This is a genomic window from Arcicella rosea (genome assembly GCF_040543805.1).
In the GTDB taxonomy this organism is placed as follows: Bacteria; Bacteroidota; Bacteroidia; order Cytophagales; family Spirosomataceae; genus Arcicella; species Arcicella rosea.
In genome coordinates this window covers 244,616-270,348 of the sequence record NZ_JBEUMS010000004.1, presented here as the reverse complement: position 1 = coordinate 270,348, position 25,733 = coordinate 244,616, and the positions used below count along the sequence as shown (strand labels likewise).

Genomic DNA, 25,733 nt, shown 5'->3' with positions numbered 1-25,733 from the left:
GTTCTTTTCAGATAAGCTATTGCAATTACACTAAATTTAAAATCATTCATGAAAGTATATTCAACCTTAAAAGATATCCAAGCAGACCTTTATGCTGGTAACATTACCTGTCGCCAGTTAGTAGAGTTCTATTTGAAAAATATTGAGGAGAAGAACAACACATTAAACGCCTTTTTATCTGTTTTTGACCAAGAAGCCTTGGAAAAAGCCGATGAAATTGATACCAAAATCAAAGCAGGAACAGCCAAGAAATTAGCAGGAATGGTTTTGGGCATCAAAGATTTACTTTGCTATAAAGACCATACTTCACAAGCTGGAAGTAGAATTTTAGATGGTTTTGAATCTCAATTTACAGCAACCGCTGTTCAAAGAGTAATAGATGAAGATGCCATTATTATTGGCAGACAAAATTGTGATGAATTTGGAATGGGTTCTACTAATGAGAACTCAGCTTTTGGACCATGTTTAAATGCTGTAGGTGAAAACCGTGTAGCTGGTGGTTCTTCTGGAGGTTCTGCCGTAGCTGTTCAAGCAGATATGTGTTTGGCTTCACTTGGTACTGATACTGGTGGTTCAGTAAGAATGCCTGCGGGTTTTTGTGGTTTGGTTGGTGTAAAACCTACTTATACAAGAGTTTCTCGTTGGGGTTTGATTGCTTACGCTTCTTCGTTCGACTGCATTGGACCAATCACAAAATCAGTTGAAGATGCTGCTATTTTATTAGAAATAATTGCTGGAAAAGATGAACAAGACAGTACGGTTTCCAACGAAAATGTACCTTCATACACAGCTTTTCAAACAGAAAAGAAAACATATAAAATTGGTTATTTAAAAGAGGCTGTAGAAAGCGAAGGTTTACAACCAGAAGTAAAAGCTGCAACTTTAGCCAAATTAGCGTATTTAAAAGCACAAGGACATGAAGTTGAAGCGGTGGACTTTCCATTGATTAAGTACTTCTTACCAACTTATTATACGCTTACTACAGCCGAAGCAAGTTCAAATTTATCAAGATTTGATGGCGTTCGTTACGGGCATAGAAGTGCTGAAGCGACAGATTTAATTTCTCTTTATAAAAAATCTAGGTTTGAAGGTTTTGGGAAAGAAACTCGTAAAAGAATTATGCTTGGAACATTCGTTTTAAGTGCAAGTTATTACGATGCGTATTATACGAAAGCACAAAAAATCAGAAGATTAATCAAAGAATTTACAGATAATTTATTAACTGAATACGATTTTTTGGTTTGTCCAACCACGCCAACAACTGCCTATAAATTAGGAGAAAAAACAGCTGACCCTATTCAAATGTACTTGGGCGATTTGTTCACTGTTCAAGCAAATGTGGTGGGTTTACCTGCTATTTCTATTCCTAATGGCGTAGATAATGATGGAATGCCAATCGGTTTTCAAATCATGGCGGGGGCTTTTGAGGAAGCCGAATTATTAACTTTTGCTAAATTAATTGCTTAGCGCAAATCTGTTTTCAAAACTTAACACGCTGATTTATTTATCATTATAAAAATGTATCGCTTATAAACCTTTATAAATAAGGATAAGCGATACATTTTTTTTGAATAATCTTGAACGAGTTATAGATTGTGTCGATGATATAAATATTTATTTTATAAAAAAGGACATTGCTCCTTTCTTATAATAAGACAATACATTCTTTCATAAACACAATAAATCATTCGTTTTTTTAGTTAAAAACATTTAGCTTTGTAATTGTATTTTTTTGTGTTAACCCTTTTTTAAAGATAGACTAATCCTTACCGTATGACACTCGCCACTTTTAGAACATTCTGTATTGGTTGTTTACTTTCAGTAAGCACATTTACAAATGCCCAAATAACAGCAGGTTCGGAACAGCAAACTGCTACCACTGATACCGCTACGGTAACTATTCAACAAGTCACTGCGCCAGAACCTACTTGGCTAATTGACCCAAAAACAGTTGAACCACGTTTAGGAGCTTTACAAAAAGAGATTCCTCTTACTTATAATACTGTCACTCATCAATTTGTAGAATATTTTGCTTACCGCAAACCTTCGTTTACTAAAACGATGCTTGAACGCAAAGGTGTGTTTTTCCCCCTTTATGAAAAATACCTAAAAAAATACGGTCTTCCAGATGAATTAAAATATTTATCATTAATCGAATCAGGATTAAATCCAAAAGTAATTTCAAGAGCTGGTGCTGGCGGACTTTGGCAATTTATGCCTAAAACTGCCAAATTAGACTTTGGTTTGAAAATGGATGAGTACGTTGATGAACGTTTTGACCCAGAAAAAGCAACAGAAGCCGCTTGTAAATACATGCGTCAATTATATAACATTTTTGGTGATTGGCATTTAGTGTTAGCTGCTTATAATACCGGACCGGGTAATGTGCGTAGAGCAATTCGTAAATGTAATGGCGGACAAACTTTTTGGTCTATCTACAATTGCTTGCCTCGTGAAACCAGAGCTTATGTTCCTCAATATATCGGTATTCTTTATATGATGCACCATGCTGATTCTCACGATATTTATGCTGAAAATATTGAAACAGCAATTCCTCATGATACAATTGTTTTAAATACTTATATTGATTTAGATAAATTTGCGACCTTGAGTAACATTAATTTAGAAGAAATTCAAAAATTAAATCCGCAAATTTTAACGCATATTTTGCCTGCTCGTACTCGTAATTTTCAATTAAAATTGCCGAAAAGTGAAATGGCTTTTTTCAGAGAAAACCGTCAGTCTATTCTTGATTCTGCAACCAAAATTCCTTCAACTTTGATTGAGAAAGTAATGCAGACTCCGGGTGTAGTTTTGGCAAGTAACAAAAACGAAGATACCACAAATACTTTCCAACAAACTTTAGCTTCGATTCCTAACGAAACCAGAACTGTTTTCACAAGAGAAATTGTGGAAGATGATATGGAAGACGTTGTGATTAACAAAAAGCCTAAGAAAACGACTTATATCGTTAAAAAGAAAGATAATTTACATCAAATTGCTGAACATTTTGATGTAGATGTGTACGACATCAAACACTGGAATCATCTTGCCAATACGACCATCCAACCGGGTCAAAAACTAATCATTTTCAAAGAATCTGCGGTTTCGACAACAGTAAAATATGCTCGTTCAAACCAGAAAGAAAAAGAAAATGTAAGCAAAGGCAAAGTACGTTTTCATAATGTTCAAAATGGCGATACGCTTTGGAATATTTCTCAACGTTACGGAGGAATTTCAATCGACAAATTGAAAAAATTAAATGGAATTAAAAACAATGTTGTAAAAGCAGGGATGAAACTAAGAGTTTCATAATAATTCCAACAGACAAGATATTTAAAAGTCCGCATGACATTTGAGTTATGCGGACTTTTGCGTATTTTTGAAGCTATCAATTCTATTCATAAAGGCAATTGAAGCACAACAAAATTGATTGTTGTAGCTCTTTTTCCAATAATTCAACACATTAAATGATCGCCTACATTGACGGTAAATTAACTTATAAAGACCCTGCTTACGTTATTATTGATGTAAATGGTGTTGGTTATGAAATTAAGATTTCGCTGCAAACTTACGCTGCTTTACAAGACGGAACCGAGCGTTGTAAACTTTTTACCTACTTAAATATTCGTGAGGATGCTCATATTTTATATGGGTTTAAAGAGCAAGAAGAAAAATTACTTTTCTTAGATTTAGTAAGTGTTTCTGGGATTGGTCCGAATACCGCTTTGGTCATGCTTTCATCAATGTCTTCGGCAGAAATTCGTCATGCTTTAATGAATGAAGACGTAAAAACCATACAAAGTATCAAAGGTATTGGTGCAAAAACAGCACAAAGAGCGATTATCGAATTGAAAGATAAGCTTAGAAAAGAGCAAATGTTAGGTTCTTCTTCACCTTCAATTTTCCCAACACAAAACAACAAAGTAAGAAACGAAGCATTAGCCGCCTTGGTTACTTTAGGTATTCCTAAAAATGTGGCAGAGAAAAGTATCGATGCAATTTTGAAGAAAGAAGGAACTGAAATTACCGTAGAACAATTAATTAAAATGGCTTTACGATAAACTTTAAGCACGTGTGCAAACACTTAATACTTCAAAAAATAATATTATTTAAAAATATTGAGTGGCTATTTCTCGTTTGAAGTTCAGCAAGCAGCTTTTATTCCTCTAACATAAATTCCCTTGCTGTACTTCTCTATTAAAAATTTAATGTTGTTTTAAGAAAAATTTAAACGAATAACATTCCGTTTACTCATTGACAAATTATTCTTAAAAAATACCACATCAATTAAAATACTTAGGTATTTGAACATCAAGCTACTTAACTGTGCAACGAAAAAAGTTTTACTTACTTTCTGGAGGGTTAATATTGTCTGTTTTTGCTTCTCTTGCATGGGTTTCACCGATGCGAGGCACCGCTTATCAGCTGACAAATAAAAACGCAAGAGCTATATTTTCTTCTTACTTAGCGGATACTCTAAAAAAATCTGGGAGGCGTCCTCGTTATAAATTAAAAGACCGTTACGCTAACCGTTTCACGAATAAAACGGCAAACTCTCCTTTTAGCCCCAAAGATTCTAAGGATTTAAATACTGAATTTAGGTTAGATTCGTCTGGAAAAATTTCTGTTTACGAAAAAATCAGAGGACTTTCAGACAATACTCAATATCGCCCAGCCGAACAAATCAGCATTAAAGATTATTCTACGCTACAAGAAAATCGTTTTATGCGAGATTATTGGCGGAAATACGCTGCCGCACAAGATGGCAAAGACGATACCAAAGGGCGAGGTTTATTACCAAAAATAGAACTACCTCCTGCCATTGACCGTATTTTCGGAGGCGCACAAGTTGATTTTAAGCCCAACGGGAATATTTTACTTGACATCGGTTACATCGGACAATTCATTGATAATCCAGCGATTCCAGTTCAACAACGATATATCGGAAATCTTAATTTTACAGAACAGGCTCAGATAAATTTTCAAGGAAAAATTGGCGATAAATTAAACATCAATACCAATTTCGATACCAAAGCAAGTTTCAATTTTCAGAATCAACTTAAATTAAACTGGAGAACTAACGAAGAAGACATTTTACAAAATATAGAAGTTGGAAATACTTCTTGGCAATTAAATAGTCAACTTATTCCCGGAGTGCAAAATCTTTTTGGTTTAAAAACCTTGATGCGTTTTGGAAATTTGGATGTAACTACTGTTTTAGCTCAGCAACGTTCAAAACAAGATTGTATCACACTCAGAGGTGGAAGTCAAGGTAAAAACTTTGAAATCAAAGCAAGTGCTTATGATGAAAACAGACATTTCTTCCTTTCTACTTTTTTCAGAAATAATTACGAACGTTCTTTAAAAAATCTTCCAATTATTACTTCTGGTATCACGATTACTCGTGTAGAAGTATATGTTACCAACAGAACGCAAAGCCCTGAAACACTGAGAAATTTAGTGGCTTTTTCTGATTTGGGTGAAGCTAATCCTTATAACAAAACAAGTAAACACATTCAGCCTTTTAATGGAAGTACGCAAACGCCAGTTGATAATGCCAACAACGGATTATACGCTGCTACCAGAGCCGATGCAGAAGTAAGAAAAGCCGACCAAGCCACATTTAGATTGCAAAACGAATTTGGCTTATCGAAAGGAACTGACTTTGATTTACTTCGTGGAGCAAAACGTTTGTCGGATAGAGAGTACAAATTCAGTCCAGAATTAGGATATATTTCATTGATTACGCCATTGCGTAATGATGAAGTGTTGGCGGTTTCTTATGAATATACTTTAAATGGGCAAAGACATCAAGTTGGTGAATTGACAGAAGATTATCAAGACCAAGCTGACGATAAAGTGCTGATTTTGAAAATGTTGAAATCATCAACAGTTCGTAATAATTTGGAGCATCCGATGTGGGACTTGATGATGAAAAACGTGTATTCGCTTAATACACAACAATTATCAAAACAAGCTTTTCAATTAAGAGTAGTTTATAAAGACGACCAAACAGGTGTTGATAATCCGAATTTACAAGAAGGTAGAAAATTAAAAGACGTTCCTTTAATTAGAGTATTAGGACTTGATAAACTTAATCAAAATGGAGATGCTCAAGTGGATGGTAATTTTGACTTTGTAGAAGGAGTAACAATTGATAGCAAAAATGCCAAAGTGATTTTCCCTGTGTTAGAGCCTTTCGGTTCAACCTTGCAAAAACAATTTGATGTTGATGAAGTACAATTAGTTGACAAATATGTTTTCGACAAACTTTATAGAAGTACACAAACCGATGCTGCACAGTTAACAAGTAAAGATAAATTTTTCTTGAAAGGAAGTTATCAATCTGCTGGCGGTGGTGATGTTTCTTTGCCAATTGGTGTTGATGCAAAATCTGTACAAGTATCAGCAGGTGGCGTGCCTTTAGCAGCTGGAACAGATTATATCGTTGAGCCACAATCTGGAAGAGTAAGAATTTTAAATGTTGGTGTTTCAAATTCAGGACGTGAAATTAAAATCTGTTACGAAAAACCTGATTTATTCAATAATCAAATCAGAACACTTTTAGGAACACATTTGGATTATACTGTTGGACAAAACTTCCATTTGGGTGCTACAATCCAGCACATGAAGGAAAGTCCACCGAACTTTTTGACAAGAGTACAAATCGGTAATGAACCTGTTAACAATACTATTTTCGGGTTTGATGCTGCTATTCAACGTCCTTCAAAATTCTTAACAAAATTAGTTGATGCTTTGCCTTTGATTTCTACTAAAGAAACTTCTGGTATTGATTTTCAAGGTGAATTTGCACAACTGATTCCTTCAGTTAACAACGACGTACAAGGAAATGCCTTTATTGATGATTTTGAAGTAGCTAGAAATGTATTTAGTTTGAGCAACCAAGCAACTGCTTGGAAACCCGGAGCAACTCCTTTGATGTTCCCGCAAGGTTCTCCCAATAGTTTAGAAAGTGGTTTCAAAAGAGCAAAAATTTCAGCTTACATTGCAGATTTTAGTTTGTATGGGAACAATGGTTCAAACATCAACGTACCGGGCTTAAATGCAGAAGAGTCGGGAAAATATGCTTATGAAAGAGCTGTTTCAATTACAAGTTTATTTCCAAATCGTCAGTTAGCCAATAACATTACTGGTATTCCTTTGGGAGTACTTGATGTAGCTTATTTCCCTTCAGAAAGAGGTATTTATAACTTCTCGACCAGTCTGACTGACAGAGGTTTTCTAAATAATCCAACTCAAAATTTTGGAGCCATTACTCGTGCCATTACTTCTGACACAGATTTCGATAATGCCAATATCGAAACGCTTGAATTCTGGATGATGAATCCATTAGTGGATGGAGAAACAGGTGTTGTAAGAGCCAGTGGCGATTTAGAACTTGACCGTCAGAATAGTCAAAGACGTAACCAAACGGGAGGAAAGTTGATTTTCAACTTAGGAGATATTTCTGAAGATGTGATTCCAGATGGTTTCTCAAACTTTGAAAATGGGATTCCAGCAGGTGAGAAAATTATTACTGGTACTTCTGCCAATGTGGAAAGAACCGTTTGGGGTTTAGCCCCAAAACAGCAATTCGTAACGAACGCATTTTCAAATAATAGCGATAGAAGTTTACAAGATATTGGTTTAGATGGTTTGCCTAATAAAGCCTCTGCATCGACAGATGAATTTGACGAACAACGTTTTTTCAGTACTTATCTAAATGAAGTTCGTACAAAAGTAACTGACCAAACAGCTTTATTGGAATTTGAAACTGACCCTGCTGGTGATGACTTCGTGCATTATTTGAACGAAAAGTATAACAATACTTCAAGTGTAATTTTGCGTTACAAAAATTACATGGGTCTTGAAAACAACTCTCCTACCACTGCGGCAACTGCCAATACCAATTCTGGTTATACAGAATCAAGTAATCAGCAACCAGACCGTGAGGATTTGAATAACGATAATACCGTTAACGACAACCAAGCTTATTACCAATATGAACTTGATATTAAGCAAGAAAAAATGGTGGTTGGGCAGAATTACATTGTCGATAAAATCACTGAAAATGGTGTAGATTGGTTTTTATTCAGAATTCCAATTAAAGATTATACTTCAAAAGTGGGAAATGTAAATGGCTTTAAATCAATGAGATTTATTCGTACTTTCCTAACAGGTTGGGAACAACCCGTTGTTTTCCGTTTTGCCGCTTTCCAGCTTTCTGGTTTCCAATATCGTAAATATACTGGCGAACTTACTCCAAGAGGTTTACAGGATGTTCCAGAACCTTATGACGCTAACTTTAGAATTACAACGGTAAATATTGAAGAAAACGGGCCAGCGAATAAAGGCGCAAATACTGTTCCTTACGCAGTGCCTCCTGGCTTTGTTCGTGACAGAGATATTACGACAATTAGCAATTCTCAGTTGAATGAACAGTCTTTAAGTTTATGCGTTGACGGTTTAAGAGATGGTGATTCGAGAGCAGGTTTCAAAAACACTTTGTTTGATTTTATCAATTACAAAAATTTAAGAATGTTTGTCCACATGGACAGTCCAAATAATGATGTGGAAGATAAAGTATCTGCCTTCATCAGAATTGGTACAGATTTAACAGACAATTATTACGAAATTGAAACCAAAGGTTTAAAGCAAACGCATTATGCAAGTTCAGTTACTTCTGAAGAAGTTTGGCGAGAAGAAAACGAAATTGATATTCCATTCGCCATTATTAAAAGTGTAAAAACTGAAAGAGACCGATTAGGAATTAGTTTGAATAGCCCATATCGTAAAGAAGTAATCGGCAATAATGGACATACTTATTTTGTGACGGTTGTAGGTCGTCCAGATCAAAGTGCCATTCTTACCACAATGATTGGCGTGCGAAATCCAAAATCAGCAGATGAACAAGCAAAAACATTTTGTATTTGGGTAGATGAATTAAGAGCGTCTGGTTTCGACCAAACTTCTGGACAAGCAGCTATCGGAAAATTAGGTTTAAAATTGGCAGATTTCGCCAATGTAACCATGAATGGTTCGTTCAAAAACTATGGTTTTGGCGGAGTACAATCTAAAATTTCTGAACGTGCCAGAGAAACAACCGTTGAATATGGCATTGCAGCGAATATCAATGTAGATAAACTTTTGCCTGAAAAATGGGGTTTGAAAATTCCTTTGTATGTGAGTTATGACAGAAGAAATGTAAGTCCAACTTTCAATCCGCTCGACCCAGATATTTTATTGGATAGCACACTCGCCACCATTACTGACCCTGTAGAACGTGAAAGATACAAAAGAATGGTACAAGATAATTCTGAACGAAAAGGCTTGAACCTAACCAATATCAGAAAAGTCAAGACAAATCCTACGGCAAAATCTCATGCTTGGGATGTTGAAAATCTAACTTTCACTTATGCTTTTGCAGAATTAAAAAGAAGTAATACAACGATTGATGAGTACAGACAAACCTCACATCGTGGTGGACTTACTTATACTTTTACTGGAAATCCAAAGTCGATTGAACCATTCAAAGGCATGAAAAGTAATCATCCTTTGTTGCGCTGGGTGAAAGATTTCAACCTGTCTCCTTTGCCAAATTCTATTACTTTCAGAGCAGATATGGATAGAAGTTTTGTAAAAACACAATTACGAAATGCCGAAGTAACACAATCTGGAAGCAGTGGAATTCCGACATTGACAACTGATGGCGTTGCACCACTTTTTGAAAAATATTGGTTGTTTAATCGCTACTATAATTTAGGCTGGAATTTAACTAAAAATATTACTGTAAATTACAATGCTACTGCCAACGCCATCATTGATGAGCCTTATGGAGGTTTGGAAACACAGAAAGACAGAGATTCGGTTGCGGCTAATTTAAGACGTTTCGGTAGAACAAAAAACTATGACCAGCAGATGAATACTGTTTGGCGTTTGCCTTTGAATAAATCGCCGTTGACAGATTGGATGACTGCCGATTATAACCATAAATTCGGTTATACTTATGCTGCCAATTCATACAACATCAAAGATTCTTTGGATTTACCTTTTGGAAATATCATTAAAAATACCAGAAACCGAGGCATTACTGGAAAAATAGATTTAGTAGCACTTTATAACAGAGTACGTGCTTTACGCATTGCCAATCAACCAAGAATTGAGCGTAAAAATATTGCTAGAAGCCCCGGTGATGATGAAGATATAGTAAAACCACAAGCGAATATTCTGAAAAGTATTACTCGTTTATTAATGACGATTCGTGGTATTAACATCAATTATAACATCGACGAATCAACTACTTTGGCTGGCTTTATGCCAAATCCAGGATTATTAGGAATGAACAATCAAAGTTCTGCGCCGGGTATTGGTTTTATTACAGGTAGCCAAGATGGAGATATTCGTTTCAGAGCGGCAGAAAATGGTTGGCTTACCAAAAGTACTGTGCAAAATGTACCTTTTTTACAAACGAGAACACAAAACTTAACTTATAGAAGTGCTTTAGAACCTTTCAGAGATTTTAAAATTCAGTTGGAAGGAAAATGGAGTAGATCGGATAATTATCAGGAGTTTTTCAGACCAGCCACCGTTGGTGGTGAATATCAAAGTCAAAGTCCAGTTCGTTCAGGGAATTATAGCATGTCATTTTTATCATTCTTAACAACATTCGACAGTAATTCTCCAGATGATAATTCAGTAATTTTCAACCGTTTTAGAAGTTATCGACAAATTATTTTAAATCGTTTAAATGCACAAAAAGCAGGTTCTGGCGAATACAATGTTAATTCTCAAGATGTGTTGATTCCTGCATTTTTTGCGGCATACAGTGGCGTTTCGCCCAACAAAGTAAGCTTCTCCCCTTTTGTGAATTTACCTCTTCCAAACTGGCGAGTTGATTACAATGGTTTAGCCAATATTGGTTGGTTTAAAAGAACGTTCTCTAACATTTCAATCAGTCATGCTTATACATCAACTTATAGTGTGGGAAATTTTGTTTCGTCTTTAGAATATACCGACCCATTCCAATTGAACTTGAATAATTTGATGTATCCGCTTTCCTCTAAAGTAAATTCGGATGGCACTTTGATTCCAGTTTTTGTGATGAGTACAATAAAATTTGAAGAGCGCTTTGCGCCATTCATTGGTTTCAATGCCATTACAAAAAGTAAAATTTCTTTAAAAATTGAATATAATCAAGATAGAAACGTAGGTTTAAACTTGGCTAATTCACAAGTAAATGAACTTTCAAATAAAGATTTAACAGTTGGAATGGGCTTTACAAGAGCCAATATGCTTGTACCTTTCAGAGTAAATGGACGAAGAGTAAGACTGCCAAACGATTTGAAATTTAGTGCAAATTTAACCATTCGTGATACAAGAACCATTCAAAGAAAACTAGATGCTGAAACGGTAGTTACTCAAGGATTTATGAATTTCCAGTTCCGTCCACAAGCAAGTTATAATGTCAATAAAAGGCTGAGTGTGAATGTTTACTTTGATAAAATGTTTAATAATCCGTTTGTTTCAAACTCTTATTATCGTTCAACAATTGCGGCAGGTTTCCAAGTAAGATTCAGTTTATCCGAATAAATCATCAACAAGATTGATTCGGAAGCTTTTTGAACTTTACTAATTTTAATTTAACTTGCGCCCCAATTCAAAAATCAACAAAAAACCGACAGAGATGAATTTTCCAGCAGAGCTTCGTTATACAAAAGAACACGAATGGGTAAAATTAGAAGGTGATATTGCTACAGTAGGCATCACAGATTTTGCACAAAGTGAATTAGGTGATATTGTATATGTAGAAATTGAAACAGCAGGACAAACCTTAGCACAAGACGAAATTTTTGGTTCAGTAGAAGCCGTTAAAACTGTTTCTGATTTATTTTTACCAATCGCTGGTGAAATTTTAGAAGTAAACGAGGCTTTAGTTAATGCGCCTGAATTAGTAAATTCTGACCCTTTTGGTGAAGGTTGGATGATTAAAATGAAGGTTGCTAACATCGCTGATGTTGAAGCTTTGATGGATGCAGATACTTACAAAGAACACGTTGGACATTAATCCAAAACAGATACTTTATAAAGCCCTGACAATCAGGGCTTTTTTTTGATACAAAAAGCCCAAGATCAAAACAATCTCTTTTTTTCAATCTGTGGTAAAACATAAATATGAAAACTCTTATTCGTTCCGTTAAAATAGTTAGTAAAAACAGCGACCTCAACGGTCAGGTGAAAGATATTTTTGTCGAAAATGGTAACATTCTTCACATAGAAAATGACATCAATTTAGAAGCAGATGAAATCATTGAAGGTAAAAATATTTGTGTATCAATTGGTTGGTTCGATTTGCGAGTTCATCCAAAAGAACCTGGCAACGAATACAAAGAGAGTTTTCAATCGATGGAAGCCGCAGCCTTAGCAGGTGGTTTTTCAGAAATCGCTTTATTACCTAATACCAAGCCTGTCGTTCAATCTCGTGAGAGTGTCAATTATTTGAAAAGAGCTGGTGAAAAAATCAAGTTTCACCCAATGGCGGCAGTTACGTTAAAATGCGAAGGAAAAGATTTCACTGAAATGATTGACCTTCACCAAGCGGGTGCAGTAGCTTTTACAGATGGTGAACATCCAATCCAAAATCCAGATATTTTCTTAAAAACATTACAATACCTTTCACAATTTGGTGGAGTACTTATCAATCGTCCCGAAGACAGTAACCTTACTCATTTCGGACAAATGCACGATGGTATTATGAGTACGTTTTTAGGCATGAAAGGAATGCCACAAATGGCAGAAGAAATTATGCTAATGCGTGATTTAAAACTTCTGGAATATGTTTTGAATACGCCTTTTACAGAATTGCCTGTAGATAAAAGTATTTTACATTTCTCTGGAATATCTTCTGCTGAATCTGTCAATTTAATCAGAATGGGTAAAGATATTGGCTTGCCAATTACTTGTGATGTTTATGCGCATCAGCTTTGCTTTACCGAAAATGATTTGGCAGATTTCAACACTAATTTCAAAGTAAATCCTCCTTTCCGTACACAAGAAGACCTTGATGCACTTTGGGAAGGTTTAGAAGATGGAACAATTGATGCTATCGCTTCTGACCATAATCCGCAAGACCAAGAATCTAAAAAATTAGAATTCGACATGGCTGAATTTGGCGTAATTGGTTTAGAAACCCTTTTCGCAGCTATCAATACTTATAACGAAAAAATTTCGCTAGAAGAATTGATTGAAAAAATCACCGTGAATCCTCGCAAAATTCTCCAACTTCCTATTCCAAGCATTGCAGTTGGAGAAAAAGCCAATTTGACTGTTTTCTCTGAAGATGAAGAATGGGTTTATCGTGAGAAAAAAATCATTTCTGCTTCTAAAAACTCTCCTTTTATCGGCAAAACATTAAGAGGAAAAGCGATAAGAGTAATTATTTAGCTATGAGCCTTGAGCTGTAAGCTTTGAGTTTTTATACAATTAAAAGTTAAAGGCTTTTATAACAAGTTTTTTTGGCAATGATTTTCTTGACATACAAAAAAGCTGATAGCTCACTTCTCAAAGCTAAATCATCATTTTACCAACACAAAAATGTTTAACAAATCGTTCACAAAAACAATTATCATATACGGTTTTATTGCTGGGCTACTTACTTTGGCGTACTGTCTGTTGATTAATAATTTAGGGCAAATTCCTTTGGATGGCAAAAAAGCACCTTCAATGTTTTTCAGCATTATTGTGATGGTTTTGGCTGTAAAAAATTATCGCAAGAGTAATCCTGATGAAACACTTCATTTTTGGGAAGGATTTGCCGTAGCCAATCTGACCAATATTTTCGGAGCTTGTGTAAGTGCTTTGGGTTTATACTTTTGGTTAAGTGCTAGTGGAAATACTATTTTGGCAGATTATATCAAGCAGACAATTGATATGCTAAATGTTCCAGCCGTAAAAAACGGCTACGTTAAAGAAATGGGAATTGCATCTTTTAATACAATTGTTGAAGCTTTTAAAATCTTATCCCCGAAAGACATCGCTATCGACGAAATAATTGGCTTAAAAGGAAAAACTCCATTGGGTGTCTTAGTTTCTATTATGATTTCTTTGTATTTTAGAAGACAATATCAATACATAAAAAAACCTTAAACAATGGAAAACCAAACTACAACTACAAGAATTGCCTTAAAATGGGGACTTATTGCAGGAATTATCTCCATTATTTTATCTGTCGCTACACAACTTTTAGGCGTTAAAAACAGTGAAAACATATCCATTGGTTTCTTTTTATTTTTAATCGCTTTTGCCTTCACTTGTTTGATACAAGTATTAGCCATGAACGACTACAAGAGTCAAAATAATGGCTATATGAGCTATAGTGAAGGTTTAGGAATTGGTTTACTTTCTGGTGCTATTTGGGGTGTTGTTTCTGGTGGTTTCAATATTATTTATGTAAAATACATTGATAATTCTGAAATGGTGAAACAAGCCAATTTGATGAGACAAAAAATGGAAGAACAAGGTGCTACGGATGCACAAATGGAATTGAACGAAAAAATCATTTCTTATGCAACCGACCCAAGCCTTACTTTTATTTTTACCGTTTTAATAGGCTTTATTGGTGGTTTAGTAATTGCTCTCGTGATTTCTGCCATTCTTAAAAAAGAAAAATCAATTTTTGAATAATCTTTCCTAAGCTGTAGAGTTATTGATAGCAGAGCACAGAATTCATTATCAAATTTAAATTACCATGTATCAAATCTTCAAAAAAGAAGTAAATACTTTCCTAAGTTCAATTGTTGGTTATATCGTTATCGGTGTTTTTTTTACCGCAACAGGATTGTTCGTATGGTTTTTTAAAGATAATATTCTTGATTATGGCTTTGCAGATTTATCTTCATTCTTTCAGATTGCTCCTTTTATTTTCTTGTTTTTGATTCCTGCTACTACGATGCGGGCTTTTGCAGAAGAAGTAAAATCTGGCACAATTGAATTACTCTTTACCAAACCACTTTCAACTTGGCAAATCATTTTAGGAAAATACTTTGCTAGTTGCTATTTGGTTTTTCTAGCGCTTTTACCCACTGCTTTATATTATTATTCGGTTTATCAACTAGGAAATCCGCAAGGAAATATTGATTCTGCCGCAGTGCTGAGTTCATATTTAGGACTTTTCTTTTTGGCTTGTGTTTTTGCGGCAATTGGTATATTTACTTCTTCTTTGACAGACAACCAAGTAACAGCTTTTATTTTAGCATTTACCATTTGTTTGATTCTTTACTATGGTATCGGGCAATTAGCACAATTGTCTTTCTTAGGTGATTTTGCCTATATTTTTGCTCAATTTGGTTTAGATTATCAATACGATGCTCTTGGAAGAGGTTTGATTGATTCCAGAAATGTTATTTATTTTATCTCGGTCATTTTCTTAGCTCTTTGGGGGACTAAATTGAAATTATCGACGATTAGATAAGGACTTTTTAGGACTTGAAGACTTTAGGATTTGAGGACACAAGAAGAAAGATTTTAGAGTCAAGACTTAAGGATTTTTAGACTTGAGGACTTGAAGATGTAAGAAATAAGCTTTTAGAAGTCAATTATTTGATATAATTATCCTAAGAGGACAAAACCACAACTCACTAAATCACTCATTCACAATTATTCAACTTTATGTTATTTCACAATATTACATATAATATCGACGTCAATTCAGAACAGGATTTTTTGGATTGGATGCGAAATACGCACGTTCCAAATGTAATGATGACAGGTTTTCCGAAAAGCTTTAAAATTTTGAAGCTATTAACGGAAATTGATAACGGTGGCGTTACTTATTCATTCCAATATTTTTTCGACAGTATCGAAGGCTTTGAAGTTTTTGAAAATGATTATTTAGACGATTTGAATGATGCTGTAGATAAACGTTATCGAGGAAAATACGTTTTCTTTCCAAGTTTACTACAAGATATTTCATAGTTAGTACGCTTAAAATTCAAATCTCTTCTATTTAACTACAACCGACGATGAAAAAACTTTTACTCTTATTGATCCTTCTTTCAGCCTGTTTTACTGTAAGTGCACAAGATTATTACAAAACTGATTCCACAAAAAACAAGACTAACATTTACATCATTCGTTTGAAAGATGGCACACAATTATTAGGCAGAATTATCGAACAAAATACTGTTCAAAGTAAAATTCAAACGGAAAATTTGGGTTTAGTAACCGTTGATGTTACTCAGATTTTAAGTGTTGAATTCTACGATAAAAACAAACCTACAAGCGATAAACCTTATTATCCTAACCGTTTTGTTAATCGACTTCTTGTTGCTCCTACTGGTTTTGCAATGGAAAAAGAAGCGATTGAATATCATAACACTTTATTCTATTATAGTGAGTTCGCCGCAGCTATGGGCGATAGATTTAGTATAGGATTTGGCTTTTTGACTATTGTCCCGACACAATTTTATTCGCTAAAAGCAAAGCTAAATATCATAGCTAAAGAAAAATTTAACTTCTCTGTTACAGGGAATCACATTGGCGGAAGAAACATTGGAAGCACTTCTATCATTATTCCATCTTTTAGCTTCGGTAAAAAGGAAAACTTTTTCAATGTAAGTCCTATATTTTTTACAGAAGGTGTAAATGGTGGCTTCGGGCTTTCAGTTGGCTACATGAAGAAAGTATCTTCAAATCTTACTTTTTTTACTGAAAATTTCTTCGCTGTTGGAAATGGATTAAGCGTAGAAGATGGTTTTTTACTTTCCGGGGGATTACGTTTTGATAGGCAAAAACATGCTTTTGATTTGAGTGTTATACTTCCTACTGGCTTTTCTGATTTTGATAATACCCCCTATTTGCTTCCTGTTATTTCTTACCATTTAAAACTGAGTAAATAATACTATTTTATCGTTAAATCAGGATAATTATTTGGGATAATAAAGCTAATTTGTGGCATTATTCTCAAACAAAATCCAATTTAATTATGTCAGATTCTAAACAACAAAACTCAAGACGGGATTTCCTCAAAACGAGTTCATTGGCTTTGGGAAGTTTTTTTATTGTACCTCGCCATGTACTCGGAAAAGGTTTTATTGCTCCAAGCGATAAGCTCAATATCGCAGCCATTGGTGCTGGTGGTAAAGGGACTTCAGATATTATCAATGCTTATAATAATGGAGCTTCTAATGTAGTTGCTCTCTGCGATGTAGATTTTGCAAGAGCTAAAACTGCTTTTGACAAATTCCCTAATGCCAAAAAATACCGTGATTTCAGAGTAATGTTAGATGAAATGCGTTCGGACATTGATGCCGTAACGATTTCTACTCCCGACCATTTCCATGCTTATGCAGCTATGCAATGTATGCAAATGGGAAAACATGTATATGTACAAAAACCATTGACACATAATATCGCTGAAGCAAGATTGCTAACAAATGCGGCTAGAAAATACAAAGTTGTTACTCAAATGGGAAATCAGGGTTCTTCAAACCCTGCACAAAACGTTGCGATTAAATGGTTTGAAGAAGGGAAAATCGGCAATGTGCATACCGTAAATATCTGGACAAATCGCCCAGTTTGGCCTCAGGGAATTCCTGTTCCTACAGATAAACCACCTTTGGTAGATTCGATGGCTCCTAAAGATTGGGATACTTGGGTTGGGCCAGCTCAATGGGTAGATTATCATCCGCTTTATCACCCATTCAAATGGCGTGGTTGGTGGAATTTTGGTACTGGTGCTTTGGGTGATATTGGTTGCCATACAATTGACTCTGCTTTTAGAATTTTAGGTTTAGGTTATCCAACCGAAGTAGAATGTAGTGTTGGTGCTGTATTTATCAAAGATTGGACGCCTGAATATATTCCTGAAGGTTGTCCGCCATCATCACACGTCGAGATTAAATTCCCTGCTACTAAAAAGAATAAATCACCCATGAAAATGATTTGGATGGATGGTGGAATCAGACCAATGCACCCAGATTTAATTCCAGCCAATGAAGCAATCAGTAACGATGGCGGAGCAAATGGTATTATTTTGACGGGAACCAAAGGCATCATGACTATTGGTATGTATGGAAATGACCCTAAAATTTACTTGAATTCAGGTGAAAGAATTGAAATGCCAAAAGCACCAGCAAGCGAGGTAAAATCTTTACCTGAATACGGTCATCAAATTAGTTGGACAGAAGCTTGTAAAGCGGGTTATGACAGTAAAGCACATAAAGGCTTGACTTCATCTTTCGATTATTCTGGTCCACTTACCGAAACTGTTTTAATGGGTAATTTGGCAATTCGTAGTTATATGCTTCGCAAAAAGAATGAAAGAGGTAATTTTGATTTCTACGGAAGAAATAAATTAATCTGGAATGGTGGCGATATGAAAATCACAAACTTTGATGATGCAAACCAATTCGTTGGTCGTGAATATCGTGAAGGCTGGAAAATTGCGGATTTGTAGTTTCCTCAACTCTTAATCAAAATATGAGTTACCTGCATTTTAAAATCAACAAAAGCGGTCGAAAATTAGTTTTTCGACCGCTTTTGTGATTTCTAAATGCAGGAATTACTCAATATTTATAAATTATTTCGCCGTTAAATACACAAATGGAATAATACATTCTTCTAACGAAATCCCACCATGCTGAAAAGTATTTCTATAATGGCTGACATAATGATTATAATTGTTTGGATACGCAAAGAAGTAATCTTCTTTTGTGAACACATAAGTAGTCGAAACATTTACTTTAGGTAAGAAAAAACGTTCTGGTTTTCTACAAACTAATAAATGGTTTTCCTCGTCCCAGTTTAAGTTTCTTCCTTGTTTATAACGTAAATTGGTATTCACTGAACGGTCGCCTACAATTTTCACTGGATTCTGTACACGAATCATTCCGTGGTCGGTCGTGATAATTAATCTTCCTTTTTTGTCAGAAATCTTTTTCAGTAAATCAAACAAAGGTGAGTGTGTAAACCAACTTGCGGTTAAACTTCTATAACCTGATTCATCTGGCGCTAATTCTTTAATCATTGCCATGTCTGTTCTAGCATGAGAAAGCATATCCACAAAGTTATACACCACCACATTAAGATGATTTTGTGACAATTTCGAGAAATTCTCTACCAAACTTTTCCCTTGATTATTATGAATAACTTTATGGTAAGAAGATTTTACAGGAAAAGGCATTCTACTTTTACGAATTTGTTCCTGAAAGAAAAACTCTTCATGTTGGTTAAAACCTTCTTCGTCTTCACTATCTCCAATATCCTGCACCCAATGTTTTGGATATTGTTTTTCAATTTCAGAAGGCATCAAACCTGAGAAAATTGAATTTCTAGCATAAGCTGTGGTAGTTGGTAAAATAGAATAATAAGTTGATTCTTCTTCAACTGAAAAATAATCTTGAATCAAACCTTCTAAAACTTTCCATTGGTCAAAGCGCAAGTTATCAATCAAAACAAAGAAAAGCGGAGAATCTTCTCTGAGTAAAGGAAATACTTTTTTTCTCATCAATTGATGCGATAAAACTGGATTATTCCCTTTTGGTTCGTTCAACCAATTTTCATAATTTTCAGTGATAAATCTTGAGAAGTTAGCATTCGCTTCAGACTTCTGCATATTCATTACTTCTGCCATCGACTTGTTTTCAGTTCTATCGATTTCCAATTCCCAGAAAAGTAATTTTTTATAGACATCGGCCCATTCAGCATGATCCATCTTATCTTGATAGCGCATCGCTAATTGACGGAATTCTTGCTGATATGAAAGATTTGTTTTTTCTTCTTCTAATCTTTTCTTATCTAATATTTTCTTTACAGAAAGAAGTATCTGATTGGGATTCAACGGCTTAATTAAATAATCAGCGATTTTTGAACCGATTGCCTCCTCCATAATATCCTCTTCTTCCGATTTGGTAATCATCACAACTGGTAAATTGGGCTTCAATTGTTTGATTTTAGGAAGTACTTCTAGCCCCGTCATTCCGGGCATATTTTCATCCAAAAAAACTACATCAAATTTCTTTTTTTCTACTTCCTCTAAAGCATCCGCACCAGAATTTACAGGTGTAACATCGTAGCCTTTTTGGGTCAAAAACATAATATATGGCTTAAGCAAATCGATTTCATCGTCAGCCCACAGAATTGAATATTGCATAATAAAATGGATTGTTTTCAAGTACTGATTTCAGTACTGTTCACTTAAAATGGAAAATACAGCGTTTTATTGCTGTATTTTTTGTTAATTTTAGTTAAATATTATCTCGTCAATTCTTTAAAATCCAAGTCCGAAACTTTTAATAATCCTGCTTTCGGCAAGCGTTTTGTCATTTCTCGCCAATTGGGTTCTTTCAAATAAATCTTGTGAAGTATCTCCGAAGCTTTGATAATACTTTTGTTATTTGCCATTGTAATGGCTGTCCAATATTGCATTTCTAAATTATTTGGAAATAGTTTCATAGCAGCATTGTACTCATCCGTGGCTTTTTTCATATTGTTGGTTTCAGTGGCTAAATCACCAGCATCCATGTGGTCGTAAGCTCTTTTAATTTTCAATAATCTAGCTAATTCAACCAAAGGTGTTTGGTGGTCGTCAACTCGCAAATCTACCAAATGGTCTTCATCCCAAGGTTTGTTGGTTGAAGTACCTTTTACAACTAATAAAGCCGCCGATTGTTTTCCTCTGATATCGCCTCCCACGGCTTGTCCAGCTTCCAAGGCTTTCAATACTCTTTCTGCTAAAGGTAATTTCCAGTTGTCTTCAAAAGCCTTAGCCATAGCTGCAGGTACTTTATTATTCAACATCATATTACTCTGTACTGAATAATTTGTGCCTTTAATATGTCCTGCAAAATCTACACAATTCTTACCAGTATGCACTGCAACGTTTCCTTTAGCGTCGATTATACCAACTTGGCGAACATCCTTTCCTCCATCATTCGACAATAAAATATCCATTGTTTCTTGAGCAGTTTTGCCATTTTTCATTAATGCCAAACCTCTTATTCCGAATGATTTATTCACAAAACTTTGTGTAGCAACTACTCCAACGCCAGCTTGTCCCCATGAAACCGCCGTTCCAACACTAAACCAGTGGCTTTGTACTCCAACAGCCATTTCTCCAGTTTTGGTATCACGAGCGACGATTGAAAATGTATGTGCAAAAGGCTCTGAGTTTTTAGAAAATTGAGCGAAAGTATTACTCGTAAAATAAAGAAACGTTATCAATGTTAATACTTTTTTCATAGGTTTAAAATTATTAATTGCGATATTTTTCCGACAAAATACTTCTAAATAATTTACACTTGAGGTTGTTCTTTCACATGTCCATTTTCACATTTCAGAATACGAGCAGGGAATTTACGAATCATATCAAAATCGTGCGTAGCCATTAAAATTGCCGTTCCAGCTTTGTTGATTTCATGGAAAAGCTCAATAATTTGACCTGATACTTCAGGGTCAAGATTTCCAGTTGGTTCATCGGCAAAGAGTATTTGCGGTTCATTTAATAAGGCTCTGGCAATTACTACTCTTTGTTGTTCACCACCCGAAAGTTGATGGGGCATTTTATCACGAGAAGTTGACATACCTACTTGCATGAGTACTTCTGCAACTCTAGCTTTCATTCTGGCACTATCAGTCCAACCTGTTGCTTCCAAAACCCACATCAAATTTTCTTGAACATTTCTATCCATAAACAACTGAAAGTCCTGAAAAACGACACCAATTTTTCGGCGAAGAAAAGGACGTTCGGCTGCTTTCATTGTTTCGATAGTAAACCCCGCCACTTTTGCTTTTCCTTGTTGAAGCCAAAGATCAGCATATAATGTTTTTAGTAACGAACTTTTGCCACTTCCTGTTCTTCCTATTAAAAAAACAAATTCTCCTTTGTTAATACTAAAGTTAACGTCGTTTAAAACAATTCGCTCGTTTTGATATATAAATGCACTCTGAATGACAACTACGGGTTCTGATGTAAACATTTTTTGCTTGATATGTTATTTTTTCAAATATACTGACAAAATGATAACAATAAATACTTTTTGTGTTTAGTCCGCTAATTTCCCCTAAAGAACACGGTAGATTATCGTCTAAATTCCTGCTGAAAATTTTCTTGAAAAATATTTCAGAATACTTTACTGACAATATTCATCTAAGCAAGATGTTCGCCAACTTTCTTCTTGAGGCAGTTCCAAATTCATTAATCATCTGATTTACAAAGCCATTCATCTTATCATTCATCAGGAAAAATAAAAAAAACTTATATTTTATGATAGCTAATTAATTTTTATGACTTACATTTGAATAATTTTTAGACTAATCTAAACTATTAATTAGAATCACAAAATGAGAAACTTTTTCAAACCAATACTTTATTTCATTATTTGTTGCTTTAGTTTGAGTGAATCCTTTGGGCAAAATATCATTTCAGGTAAAGTATTGCTGAATGAAACCAACGAAGTGATTATCGGAGCGAACGTTTATATTCCTGAGTTACGAACTGGAACAAGTACAGATGTGAATGGTTTTTATCAAATCAAAAACTTGCCAAAAGGTGAATTTACGCTACAAGTAAGCTATGTTTCTTTAAAAACTATCACAAAAAAAGTAAACGTAAAAAACGCAACAAAGCAAGATTTTGAAATGGAAAATTCTGCTACTTCCTTAGAAGAAGTAGTAATAACTGGCGCAGGCATTAAAACGTTAGTAAAAGAAAGTCCAGTGCCAATTGCAGCACTTTCAAGAGCACAGTGGTTACAAAGTACTTCAACCAATTTAGTAGATGCGATTGTGAAATTGCCTGGTGTTTCGCAAATCATGACTGGACCAACACTTTCAAAACCGATTATTCGTGGATTGGGCTTCAATAGAGTAATTACTGTTCATGATGGCGTTCGCCAAGAAGATAATCAATGGGGCGAAGAACATAGTTTACATATTGATGAGTTTTCAATAGAACGTTATGAAATTATTCGTGGTGCGGGTTCATTAATGTATGGTTCTGATGGCTTGGGTGGAGTAATTTCTGTGATTTCACCAACACCGACAGAATCTGACAAAATCAATGGAAATGTTTTGTATAATTATCAGACCAACAATGGTTTACACGGATTTTCGGTAAATCTGGGTGGTAATAAAAATGGTTTTGTTTGGACAAGTAGATTGAGCAATAAAAACGCTGGAAATTATCAAAATGCTTTCGATGGTTTAGTGAATGGTTCTAAATTTCAAGAACTTAACTATTCTGGAATGATTGGTTTAAACAAAAAATGGGGCTTTTCAAGAATCTATTTTTCAAAATTTGGACAAGATATTAATATCATAGATGGAACAAGAGACGCTGAAGGATTTTTTTCAAAACAAATAGTGATAAATGGGCAAAGTAAGACCGTTAGAGTATCAGAAGAAGAATTAAAAAATCCTTCAATCAATCCTTCCAATTCACAATCTTTAAGTAATTATAAAGTCTCGTGGAACAATTATTTAATGTTAGGAAAAAGTTCTTTGAGTTTGAATGTAGCTTATTCACAAAATCACAGAAGAGAATACGGCAATGTTTTAAAGCCTTTTGAAGCCGATTTGTACTTCTATTTGCAAACACTTTATTATGATGCAAGATTTAACTTCCCAGAAAAAAATAATTTTGAAGTTACAATCGGAACAAATGGCATGGCACAAACGATGAACAATCGTGGTAATGAAACCTTGTACCCTAATTTCAATTTATTCGATAATGGCGTATTTGTATTTTCAAAAAAGAAATTCAATAAGTTAATCATAAGTGGCGGATTAAGATTTGACATTCGTCAATTAGATATTCATAAATTATACATTGATTCTGAAGGAAAATTTCAAACCAAACCATCTGCCAACACTAGCGAACGTTTCGCTGGTTTCAACAAAACATTTCAAAATGCTACAGGAAGTTTTGGTGCAGTTTATAAAATCAATCATTTACTTTCTGTAAAAACGAACGTTGCCAGAGGTTTTAGAGCGCCATCGGTACCAGAAATTTCATCGAATGGTGAACATGCAGGTACTTTCCGTTACGAAATCGGGAATATTAATCAACAATCTGAAGTGTCATTACAAAATGATTTAGGGCTTACTTTTGAAAATAGTTCGCTCTACATTGATCTAAATTTGTTCAGTAATCGTATCAATCATTATACTTTTTCAGAACGTGTACAGAATATTTCTGGAAAAGATTCTATCATCAATGGAGTACCCGTTTTTCGTTATCAACAAGGAAATGCCAGACTTTTGGGATTAGAAGCTGTAGTTACTTATAATCCTGCTTCGGCACGTTGGTTTAGTTTTACACAAAGTTATTCTTCTGTAAATGGGGTAAATATTTCTGCTAAAAATGATTCTGCGAAGTACCTGCCATTTATGCCTCCGCCAAGATGGTTGAGTAACGTAAAACTGACAAAAAATACTTTGGGAAAGCATCTGAGAAACACTTATTTCTCTGTAGAATTAGAGCATAATCAACAACAAAACAATGCACTTTTAGCTTATAATACAGAAACAAAAACACCAGCTTATTCATTAGTAAATGTTGGAACTGGTGCTACGATTACTAATTTAAAAAAGAAAGCTTTATTTTCTATTTACCTGAACGTCAATAATTTATTAGATAATACTTATCAAAGCCACCAAAGTAGATTGAAGTATTTGGATGTGAATCAGACAACAGGCAGACAAGGTGTTTATAACATGGGAAGAAATATCAGTGTGAAGGTACTTGTACCGATTAATTAGTTTTTAGCTGCGAGCAATGTGCTTTCTGAGGTCGGTCATCGGATTTCTGCTTTTGGATTTCGGTCGTCGGATTTCGGCATTCGGAAAGAATTCAGATGTTGTTTTCGTTCTTGGGCTTTTGGAGCTCTGGTTTCGTTTTTAAGATTTTAAAGATTTTGCTCACAAGTCCGAAGACCGAAAGCAGACATCCGAAAGTCAATAAAAAAGCTCTTCAAACACCAAAGTTTGAAGAGCTTTTTTATTGATTCAGAAAGCTGAAATCCGACTTCCGAAAGCCGAAAGCTAACTAAGCATTCGTTTTAGCGTGGTCAGCTAAGAATTTAGCCAAACCGCTATCCGTCAAAGGATGGTTCAATAATGCCAACATTGCTGAAAGTGGACCCGTCATAACGTCTGCACCGATTTCAGCACATCTAATAATATGAATTGGGTTACGTACTGAAGCTGCTAAAATTTCAGTATCAAAACCATAATTATCATAAATAGTACGAATTTGCTCGATTAATTGGATACCGTCGAATGAAATATCATCTAAACGACCAATGAATGGAGAAACGTAAGAAGCTCCCGCTTTTGCCGCCAATAAAGCTTGACCAGCAGAGAAAATCAACGTACAGTTAGTTTTAATTCCTTTTTCTGAGAAATACTTCAATGCTTTCACTCCGTCTTTAATCATCGGAATTTTAACAACAATTTTCTCATCTAATTCTGCTAATTCTTCTCCTTCACGAATCATTCCTTCAAAATCAGTAGCAATTACTTCCGCAGAAACATCTCCCTCAACGATATCACAAATTGCTTTGTAATGTTTAAGAACGTTGTTTTTACCGCTAATACCTTCTTTAGCCATTAACGATGGATTGGTTGTTACACCGTCTAATACACCTAAATCCTGTGCTTCTTGGATTTCTTTGAGATTGGCTGTGTCAATAAAAAATTTCATGATGATTTGTTTTTTGAGAAATATATTAGTTAAA

General features: G+C 34.8%; 17 protein-coding genes. 13 read left to right on the top strand and 4 right to left on the bottom strand.

What is annotated here, in order from left to right:
* Positions 1 to 48: 48 nt before the first annotated feature.
* From gatA to ABID42_RS07330, 12 genes are all read left to right on the top strand, one after another.
* Positions 49 to 1,467, top strand: coding sequence for an Asp-tRNA(Asn)/Glu-tRNA(Gln) amidotransferase subunit GatA (gene gatA, locus ABID42_RS07385; protein WP_367283084.1), 1,419 nt, complete (start codon positions 49 to 51; stop codon positions 1,465 to 1,467).
* A gap of 306 nt (positions 1,468 to 1,773) precedes the next feature.
* A complete protein-coding gene (locus ABID42_RS07380; RefSeq protein WP_367283083.1) occupies positions 1,774 to 3,315 on the top strand; it encodes a lytic transglycosylase domain-containing protein in 1,542 nt (513 codons plus the stop codon).
* Positions 3,316 to 3,470: 155 nt separating this feature from the next.
* Positions 3,471 to 4,064: a Holliday junction branch migration protein RuvA gene (ruvA, locus tag ABID42_RS07375; protein WP_323688886.1), complete on the top strand. Its 594-nt coding sequence runs from the start codon at positions 3,471 to 3,473 to the stop codon at positions 4,062 to 4,064.
* Positions 4,065 to 4,329: 265 nt separating this feature from the next.
* Positions 4,330 to 11,592, top strand: a complete 7,263-nt coding sequence (gene sov / locus ABID42_RS07370) for a T9SS outer membrane translocon Sov/SprA (RefSeq protein ID WP_367283082.1) — start codon at positions 4,330 to 4,332, stop codon at positions 11,590 to 11,592.
* Positions 11,593 to 11,686: 94 nt separating this feature from the next.
* Entirely contained in the window at positions 11,687 to 12,067 is a 381-nt protein-coding gene (gene gcvH, locus ABID42_RS07365) for a glycine cleavage system protein GcvH (RefSeq protein ID WP_323688888.1), read from the top strand.
* Between the two features lie 107 nt (positions 12,068 to 12,174).
* Positions 12,175 to 13,443: a dihydroorotase gene (locus ABID42_RS07360; protein WP_367283081.1), complete on the top strand. Its 1,269-nt coding sequence runs from the start codon at positions 12,175 to 12,177 to the stop codon at positions 13,441 to 13,443.
* A gap of 150 nt (positions 13,444 to 13,593) precedes the next feature.
* A complete protein-coding gene (locus ABID42_RS07355) occupies positions 13,594 to 14,145 on the top strand; it encodes a DUF4199 domain-containing protein (RefSeq protein ID WP_367283080.1) in 552 nt (183 codons plus the stop codon).
* A gap of 3 nt (positions 14,146 to 14,148) precedes the next feature.
* Complete coding sequence (locus ABID42_RS07350) at positions 14,149 to 14,682, top strand: DUF4199 domain-containing protein (protein ID WP_367283079.1); 534 nt, start codon at positions 14,149 to 14,151, stop codon at positions 14,680 to 14,682.
* A gap of 64 nt (positions 14,683 to 14,746) precedes the next feature.
* Positions 14,747 to 15,469 (top strand): gliding motility-associated ABC transporter permease subunit GldF, encoded by a 723-nt coding sequence (gldF, locus tag ABID42_RS07345; protein ID WP_367283078.1) that lies wholly within the window; start codon positions 14,747 to 14,749, stop codon positions 15,467 to 15,469.
* A gap of 197 nt (positions 15,470 to 15,666) precedes the next feature.
* Complete coding sequence (locus ABID42_RS07340) at positions 15,667 to 15,972, top strand: DUF4286 family protein (protein WP_367283077.1); 306 nt, start codon at positions 15,667 to 15,669, stop codon at positions 15,970 to 15,972.
* Between the two features lie 47 nt (positions 15,973 to 16,019).
* On the top strand, positions 16,020 to 16,895 hold the full coding sequence (locus ABID42_RS07335) for a hypothetical protein (RefSeq protein ID WP_367283076.1): 876 nt from the start codon (positions 16,020 to 16,022) through the stop codon (positions 16,893 to 16,895).
* 86 nt (positions 16,896 to 16,981) lie between these two features.
* Entirely contained in the window at positions 16,982 to 18,454 is a 1,473-nt protein-coding gene (locus ABID42_RS07330) for a Gfo/Idh/MocA family protein (RefSeq protein ID WP_367283075.1), read from the top strand.
* Positions 18,455 to 18,577: 123 nt separating this feature from the next.
* Here the strand turns inward: ABID42_RS07330 and porX are convergent, their stop codons facing one another.
* From porX to ABID42_RS07315, 3 genes are all read right to left on the bottom strand, one after another.
* Complete coding sequence (gene porX / locus ABID42_RS07325) at positions 18,578 to 20,149, bottom strand: T9SS response regulator signal transducer PorX (RefSeq protein WP_323688896.1); 1,572 nt, start codon at positions 20,147 to 20,149, stop codon at positions 18,578 to 18,580.
* A gap of 101 nt (positions 20,150 to 20,250) precedes the next feature.
* A complete protein-coding gene (locus ABID42_RS07320; RefSeq protein ID WP_367283074.1) occupies positions 20,251 to 21,237 on the bottom strand; it encodes a DUF1028 domain-containing protein in 987 nt (328 codons plus the stop codon).
* Between the two features lie 53 nt (positions 21,238 to 21,290).
* On the bottom strand, positions 21,291 to 21,974 hold the full coding sequence (locus tag ABID42_RS07315) for a cell division ATP-binding protein FtsE (RefSeq protein ID WP_323688898.1): 684 nt from the start codon (positions 21,972 to 21,974) through the stop codon (positions 21,291 to 21,293).
* A gap of 364 nt (positions 21,975 to 22,338) precedes the next feature.
* Here ABID42_RS07315 and ABID42_RS07310 point away from each other — a divergent pair, with 364 nt between their 5' ends.
* Complete coding sequence (locus ABID42_RS07310; RefSeq protein ID WP_367283073.1) at positions 22,339 to 24,756, top strand: TonB-dependent receptor; 2,418 nt, start codon at positions 22,339 to 22,341, stop codon at positions 24,754 to 24,756.
* Positions 24,757 to 25,042: 286 nt separating this feature from the next.
* On the opposite strand, the gene fsa is transcribed toward ABID42_RS07310, so the two are convergent.
* Positions 25,043 to 25,699, bottom strand: a complete 657-nt coding sequence (fsa, locus tag ABID42_RS07305; RefSeq protein ID WP_323295119.1) for a fructose-6-phosphate aldolase — start codon at positions 25,697 to 25,699, stop codon at positions 25,043 to 25,045.
* Positions 25,700 to 25,733 lie beyond the last annotated feature (34 nt).